Consider the following 6,625-nt stretch of genomic DNA (forward strand, 5'->3'; position numbering starts at 1 on the left):
TGTGGCTGCGCATCCGGACCGTGACGGTGTCGCCGAGTCGGGGCGCCTCGTTGTCGACGTAGGCCGGTGATCCGTCGTGATGCGGATCGTCGAGCAGGGTCATGCAGTCAGTCTCGCAGCCGCTCCGTCTAGGATTGCGCCGCTGCCTCGCAGCACGCCGCGTTAGCTCAGGGGTAGAGCACCAATCTTGTAAATTGGGTTGCGAGAGTTCGAATCTCTCACGCGGCTCGTTGTCGGTGCCCCGCCGTACTTTCCCCTCATGGGTTGTCTCGGATGCGGTGTCGAACTCACGAAGCGACATCAGGTGGTCTTCTGCAGCAATCGCTGCCAGCGAGCCCTGGAGCGCGCGGAGAACGTGGCCCGCTGGCTCGCAACCGGTGTCGGCACCCCCGCCTCGGGCCAGGGTCACTACATGCGGACCTACGTCCTGGCGGATCAGGGCGGGGTGTGCGCCATCTGTGGTGGCGACACCACATGGAACCGACTCCCGCTTCGCCTGGTGCTCGACCACATCGACGGTGACTCCACCAACAACGCCCGGCCCAACCTGCGATTGATCTGCCCCAACTGCGATTCCCAGCTGCCGACATTCAAGGCCCGCAATCGAGGCAAGGGCAGAGCATGGCGCCGGCAGCGATATGCGGAGGGCAAGTCCTTCTGAGCAAGGTCGATAACCCGTTGTTCCCCGTTGGTGGCCGTGCAAGGCTGCGCGGCGTGTACGCGAAGTGAGCCACTACGCCCCGTCAGAGCAGCCCGGTCGGTGCTGCTCCGGTGGCGTGTCCCCTCCCACACTCACGAATCGAGACACGCATGACCATCCACCAGCACCCGCTCGCCTACCTCCTGGGCCTCGAAGGCATCGCGCTGATGCGCGCCTTCGCCGGCGAGCACGACGCCGACTTCACCCAGGCCCGCATCGACGAGATCCGCGCACTCCTCGACCGGGCCGAGGAGTTCGGCAGCGGCGTCGACCTCGAACCCGTGCCGACGTCCGCGGGGTACGACTCCTGGGCGCCCCGCTACGACGGCCCCGGCAATCCGTTCTTCGCCATGGACGAGGCGGTGCTCCTGCCGATCCTCGACTCGCTGCCGCCCGGCGACGCGATCGACACCATGTGCGGCACCGGCCGCTATGCCGGTCACCTGGCCGAGCGCGGACACCGCGTCCGCGGCTTCGACATGTCGCCGGGGATGCTGGACCTGGCTCGCAGCAAGCTCCCCGAGGTGGAGTTCGCGCTCGCAGACGTGGCGGCGATGCCGGTCCCCGATGCCAGTGCAGACGTGGTCGTCAGCGCGCTGGCCATCAACCACGTCGAGGACCTGGAGCCGGCGTTCGCCGAGGCCGCGCGGGTGCTGCGTCCCGGAGGGCACCTGCTCCTGTGCTCGATGCCCGGCTACTTCTTCGGCTCCCGGCTCTCGCCGTTCCTGGAGTACGGCGCGCAGGGCGAGATCGGCTATGTCTCGGAGTGGGACCACTCGACGGGCGAGTTCCTCCGGGCCGCCCTGGGTGCGGGCTTCACGGTCCGCGACTGCCGAGAGCTCGTGGCCGACGTGCCGGCGGGCGAGTATGCGGCCGAGCCGGAGCTGCCTCAGCCCGGTCAGCCCATGTCCATCTGGGATCTGCATCCGTTCGTGGCGACGGCTGCAGCCGCCGTACGCAACGACCGCGTCTGCCTGGTGGTGTGGCACTTCCAGCTGCCGTGACCGACCGTCACCGGACCTGACGGACCTCGAACTCGCACGACGGGTTGGCGATCGCGTCCTGCGCGGCGATCAGGCGCAGCTCGCGCTCGCCCGACTCGAGGGTGTCCTTGAGGACGGCGTAGACCGACGACGCGGTGCGGGCGAGTGCCTCGGCGGAGGAGCCGGTCTCGTGGAGGTGCGCGGTGAACAGGGCCGCGGTGATGTCGCCCGAGCCGTTGGCCTTCATCGGCAGGCGCGGCGTCTCGACCAGCCACGCGCCGTCGCCGTTGACGGCGAGCATCCCGATGGTGTCCGCGGCGAAGAGCACGGACGTGACCAGGATCGTCGAGGGCCCCATCGCCCGCGCGAGATCGGCCGAGGCGAGCGTCTCCTCGAGGGTCAACGGCGACGTGTCGGTGAGGAACCCGAGCTCGAACTGGTTGGGCGTGATGACGTCGGCCTTCGGCACGACCTGCTCGCGGATGATCGGCGGGATCGCGGGGTCGACGAAGCACCCGGACGTCGCGTTCCCCATCACCGGGTCGCACGTGTATGTCGCCGCGGGGTTCGCCGCCTTGACCTGTTCGACCGCCGACAGGATCACCTCGGCGATCCCCTTCCCTCCCTGGTAGCCGCTCAGCACGGCGTCGCAGGAGGGCAGCACGCCGCGCTCCGCGATGCCCGTGATCACTGCCGCCACGTCGTCCGGCGCCAGGAGCGGGCCGCGCCAGGCGCCGTACCCCGTGTGGTTGGAGAAGTGCACGGTGAACACCGGCCAGACCTCGTGGCCGAGGCGCTGGAGGGGGAAGACGGCCGCCGAGTTGCCGACGTGGCCGTAGGCGACCGAGGACTGGATGGACAGGATCTTCACGTGGCTCACGCTAAGCCTTCCCGCGATAACTAGAACGCGTTACAGTTTCAACGATGCTCGCCCAGCAAGCGATAGGTGGATCCCAGATGGCCAAGTCCCAGCCGCAGGTCAACGAGGCCGAGTACGTCGTGGTGGGGGCCGGCAGCGCCGGGTGCGCGGTCGCGGGACGCCTCGCCGACGCCGGTCACAGCGTGGTGCTGCTCGAGGCGGGCGGTTCGGACAAGTCGATGATGTTCAAGACGCCCGGCATGATCACGATGATCCACGCGGACCCGAAGCTGAAGGCGAAGTTCGACTGGGGCTACTACCACGTCCCTCAAGCCAACTTGAACAATCGCACCGTGCCCGCGACGCGCGGCCGGCTGATGGGCGGCTCGTCCTCGGTCAACGGGATGATCTTCGTCCGCGGCAATCGCGCCGACTTCGACTCCTGGGCCGACGAGGGCAACAAGGGGTGGTCCTACGACGACGTGCTGGCGACGTACAAGAAGCTCGAGAACTGGGAGGGCGGCGCCAGCGACTACCGCGGCTCCGGCGGCCCGGTGCAGGTGATCGAGAACCACCACATCACCGGCGCGGCCACGTCGTTCGTCGAGGCGGGCAAGGCGGCGCTCGGCGTCGAGCAGACGCCGGACTACAACGGCGCCGAGCAGGCGGGCATGCACGTCATCCAGGAGAACACCCACCGCGGCGTCCGCTTCTCGGCGTCCCGCGCCTACGTCACCGACAACCGCTCGCCGGGGCTGAGCGTGCAGTCCGGCACCACCGTCGCCCGGGTCGTGATCGAGGGTGGCCGCGCGACCGGCGTCGAGGTGATCCACGATGGTGCGAAGCGCACGATCCGCGCCACCAAGGAGGTGATCGTCAGTGCCGGCGCCTACGGTTCGCCGCACATCCTGCAGCTCTCCGGCATCGGCCACCCCGACCACCTCGGCGAGTTCGACATCACCGTGCACGCCGACCTGCCCGTCGGCGACAACCTCCACGACCACCTCTTCGTGCCGACCACCTGGCATGTCGACAACTCGCCCAACAAGGGCAACGCCTTCTTCTTCGGCAAGGGCATCGTCAAGGAGCAGCTGAAGAGGGGCCGCACCTTCATGGCCCACTCGGTCTTCGAGTCCGGAGCCTTCGTCAGCACGTCGCACGCGCCGGCCGGACTCCCGGACATGCAGCTGCTCGCCCTGCCCTGGAGCTACCCGGCGCCCAACCAGGACGCGCCGGTGCGGATGAAGTCGGACCAGCGGACGTCGTGGTCGGTGTTCTCGACGCTGATCCAGCCGAAGTCACGGGGCACCCTGCGCCTGGCCAGCGCCGACCCGACGGTTGCGCCGCTGATCGATCCGCAGTTCCTCGCCGAGCCGGATGACCTGGCGGTGCTGCGCGAAGGCCTCGACATGATCCGCGAGACGATGAACCACCCCTCGATCGCCAGCCACGTGAAAGCCGAGTACGAGCCCGGGCCGGCCTACTCCGGGGACCGCCTCACCGAGGAGATCCGCAACCGCGCGACAACGGTCTACCACCCCGTCGGCTCGTGCCGGATGGGCGTCGACGAGCGCGCCGTGGTCGACCCGGAGCTCAAGGTGCGGGGCATCGAGGGGCTCCGAGTGGCCGACGCCAGCATCATGCCGACGATCATCCGCGGCAACACCAACGCACCGTCGATCATGATCGGCGAGAAGTGCGCCGAGCTGATCTTGCAGAAGGGTTGAACCCCGTGGCCGTCCAGCGTCCCGCCAGCTTGACCGACGACCTCCTCCGACGCCTCGTCAGCCGCGTGCCGTCGACCAGCGGTGGCACCTGGAAGCTGACCGAGGTCTACACCGGTGAGGTGCTCGTCGAGCTGCCGCAGTCGACCCCGGCGGACATCGCAGCCGCGTTCGACCGGGCCCGCGCCGTACAAACGGAATGGTCGCAGTGGCCGCTGCGCAAGCGTCTCAAGGTCTTCAAGAGGTTCCACACGCTGGTGATCGATGCGCAGGAGCAGCTCGCCGACATCATCCAGGCCGAGTCGGGCAAGAACCGCCGGATGGCCGTCGAGGAGACCTGCGACATCCCGATGGTGACGTCGCACTACATCCACCGCGCGCCCAGGCTGCTCGCCGACAAGGCGCATGCGGGCCCGGTGCCGGTGATCTCCGGCTCCACCGAGATCCGCCAGCCCAAGGGCGTGGTCGGCATCATCGCGCCGTGGAACTTCCCCTTCGCCACCTCCATCTCCGACGCGATCCCCGCGCTCATCGCCGGCAACGGTGTCGTCGTGAAGCCCGACAACAAGACGGCGCTCTCCGGCCTGTACGGCGTGGAGCTGCTCGAGAGGGCAGGGCTGCCCGCCGGACTGATGCAGGTGGTCTGCGGTGAGGGTCCCGACGTCGGGCCCACCCTGATCGACCACGCCAACTACGTGATGTTCACCGGCTCGACCGCGACCGGGCGGCTCGTCGGCGAGCGCGCCGGGCGCAACCTGATCGGCTGCTGCCTCGAGCTCGGCGGCAAGAACCCGATGATCGTGCTGCCGGACGCCGACCTCGACGACGTCGTCAAGGCGTCGCTGTTCGCGGCCTTCGGCAACACCGGCCAGATCTGCATGCACATCGAGCGGATGTACATCCATGACTCGCTCTACGACGAGTTCCGCGCGCGCTTCGTGGAGGCGACCGAGGCGATGGTGGTCGGGGCGTCGTACGACTACACCCCCGAGCTGGGCTCGCTCGTCTCCGTCGACCACCTGGAGCGGGTGCGCGCGCACGTGGACGACGCGGTCGCGAAGGGGGCGAGGGTGTTGACCGGGGGTCGGCCGCTGCCGGACGTGGGCCCCGCGTTCTTCGCGCCGACGATCCTCGAGGGCGTCACCGACGAGATGCTCGCCGGGTCCTGCGAGACGTTCGGCCCGGTGGTGGCCCTGCACCGCTACACCGACGTGGACGAGGCGATCCGCCTGGCCAACGACACCGACTACGGCCTCAACGCGTCGGTGTGGGGGACCGATCTGAGCGCCGCGATGGGCGTCGCCCGGCGGATCGAGGCCGGCAACGTCAACATCAACGACATCCTCGCGACGGCCTACGCGTCCAAGGGCACGCCGTCCGGTGGCGTCAAGCAGTCCGGGGTGGGAGCCCGTCACGGGGACCAGGGCCTGCTGAAGTACACCGACTGCCAGAACGTCGGCGTGCTGAAGAAGCAGGTGCTGGGACCGCAGCCCGGGCAGTCCTACGAGGCCTACGCCAAGCAGACCCGCACGTCGCTGAAGATCATGCGCCGACTCGGCCGCTAGGCGACCTGGAGCGACCGCTTCGACAACCCCATCCAGAACCCGTCGATGACCTGGATCCCCGGCTCGTCGGGCGTGGTCGCCGCGCCGAGGGTGACGAACAGTGGCGTGTAGTGCTCCACGGTCGGGTGTGCGTACGGCATGCCGGGCGCCTGGGAGGTGTACGCCGCCAGTGCGTCGACGTCGCCGCGCGCCAGCGCCTCGCCGGCCCACGCGTCGAAGTCGCGTGACCAGCCCGGGGCCTCGGCGTCGATGCGGTAGTCGGTCAGGAACGGGAGACCGTGGGTGAGGAAGCCCGAGCCGATGATGAGGACGCCCTCGTCGCGCAGCGGCTTGAGGCGCTCGCCCAGCTGCATCAGCTTGACGGGGTCGGACGTGGGCAGCGACATCTGCAGCACCGGGATGTCCGCCTGGGGATACATGATCTTCAGGGGCACCCAGGCTCCGTGGTCGAGCCCGCGGCTGGCGTGCTGGTGGACGGGCTCGTCCTTCGACATCATCGCCGCGACCCGCGCAGCGAGCGCGCCGGCATCGGGAGTCTCGTAGGTCATCTGGTAGTACTTCGGCGCGAACCCGCCGAAGTCGTAGACCAGCGGCGCGTGGCTCGCGCTCAGGCTGACCGGCGCAGACTCCCAGTGCGCGCTGACGATCAGGATCGCCGTCGGGCGGGGGAGGTCGCGGGCCAGCGCTGCCAGCTGGCCCGACCACACCGGGTCGTCGAGCAGTGGCGGTGCGCCGTGTCCGATGTACAGGGCGGGCATCCGGTCGGTCATGGCAGCAGAGTAGTTGAAAGACGG

6 protein-coding genes and 1 tRNA gene are annotated in these 6,625 nt (G+C 68.9%); 5 read left to right on the top strand and 2 right to left on the bottom strand.

From position 1 onward, the window contains the following. Positions 1–156: 156 nt before the first annotated feature. The 3 genes from RMO85_RS19560 to RMO85_RS19570 all read left to right on the top strand — a co-directional run bounded on the left by RMO85_RS19560 (position 157) and on the right by RMO85_RS19570 (position 1,704). Positions 157–228 (top strand) — tRNA-Thr (locus RMO85_RS19560). Positions 229–259: 31 nt separating this feature from the next. Beyond that, positions 260–661, top strand: coding sequence for an HNH endonuclease (locus RMO85_RS19565; protein ID WP_310530383.1), 402 nt, complete (start codon positions 260–262; stop codon positions 659–661). 149 nt (positions 662–810) lie between these two features. Further along, a complete protein-coding gene (locus tag RMO85_RS19570; RefSeq protein WP_310530384.1) occupies positions 811–1,704 on the top strand; it encodes a methyltransferase domain-containing protein in 894 nt (297 codons plus the stop codon). 7 nt (positions 1,705–1,711) lie between these two features. Here RMO85_RS19570 and pdxY read toward each other — a convergent pair whose 3' ends face one another. After that, positions 1,712–2,554: a pyridoxal kinase PdxY gene (gene pdxY / locus RMO85_RS19575; RefSeq protein ID WP_310530385.1), complete on the bottom strand. Its 843-nt coding sequence runs from the start codon at positions 2,552–2,554 to the stop codon at positions 1,712–1,714. Between the two features lie 53 nt (positions 2,555–2,607). Between pdxY and RMO85_RS19580 the strand changes: the two genes are divergently transcribed. Both RMO85_RS19580 and RMO85_RS19585 read left to right on the top strand, forming a co-directional pair. Beyond that, the gene (locus RMO85_RS19580) at positions 2,608–4,269 is read left to right on the top strand and encodes a GMC family oxidoreductase N-terminal domain-containing protein (protein ID WP_310530386.1); all 1,662 of its coding nucleotides are present in this window, start codon (positions 2,608–2,610) and stop codon (positions 4,267–4,269) included. A 5-nt stretch (positions 4,270–4,274) separates the two neighbouring features. Further along, positions 4,275–5,831, top strand: a complete 1,557-nt coding sequence (locus RMO85_RS19585; RefSeq protein ID WP_310530387.1) for a succinic semialdehyde dehydrogenase — start codon at positions 4,275–4,277, stop codon at positions 5,829–5,831. Here RMO85_RS19585 and RMO85_RS19590 read toward each other — a convergent pair. Then, on the bottom strand, positions 5,828–6,601 hold the full coding sequence (locus RMO85_RS19590; protein WP_397204415.1) for a dioxygenase: 774 nt from the start codon (positions 6,599–6,601) through the stop codon (positions 5,828–5,830). The genes RMO85_RS19585 and RMO85_RS19590 overlap by 4 nt on opposite strands. Positions 6,602–6,625: the final 24 nt, after the last annotated feature.

This window comes from Nocardioides sp. (assembly GCF_031422975.1).
Lineage (GTDB): Bacteria > Actinomycetota > Actinomycetes > Propionibacteriales > Nocardioidaceae > Nocardioides.

Coding starts and splice junctions, on each gene's coding strand:
- RMO85_RS19565 (WP_310530383.1), top strand. CDS start 260: ATGGGTTGTCTCGGATGCGGTGTCGAACTCACGAAGCGACATCAGGTG.
- RMO85_RS19570 (WP_310530384.1), top strand. CDS start 811: ATGACCATCCACCAGCACCCGCTCGCCTACCTCCTGGGCCTCGAAGGC.
- RMO85_RS19580 (WP_310530386.1), top strand. CDS start 2,608: ATGCTCGCCCAGCAAGCGATAGGTGGATCCCAGATGGCCAAGTCCCAG.
- RMO85_RS19590 (WP_397204415.1), bottom strand. CDS start 6,601: ATGACCGACCGGATGCCCGCCCTGTACATCGGACACGGCGCACCGCCA.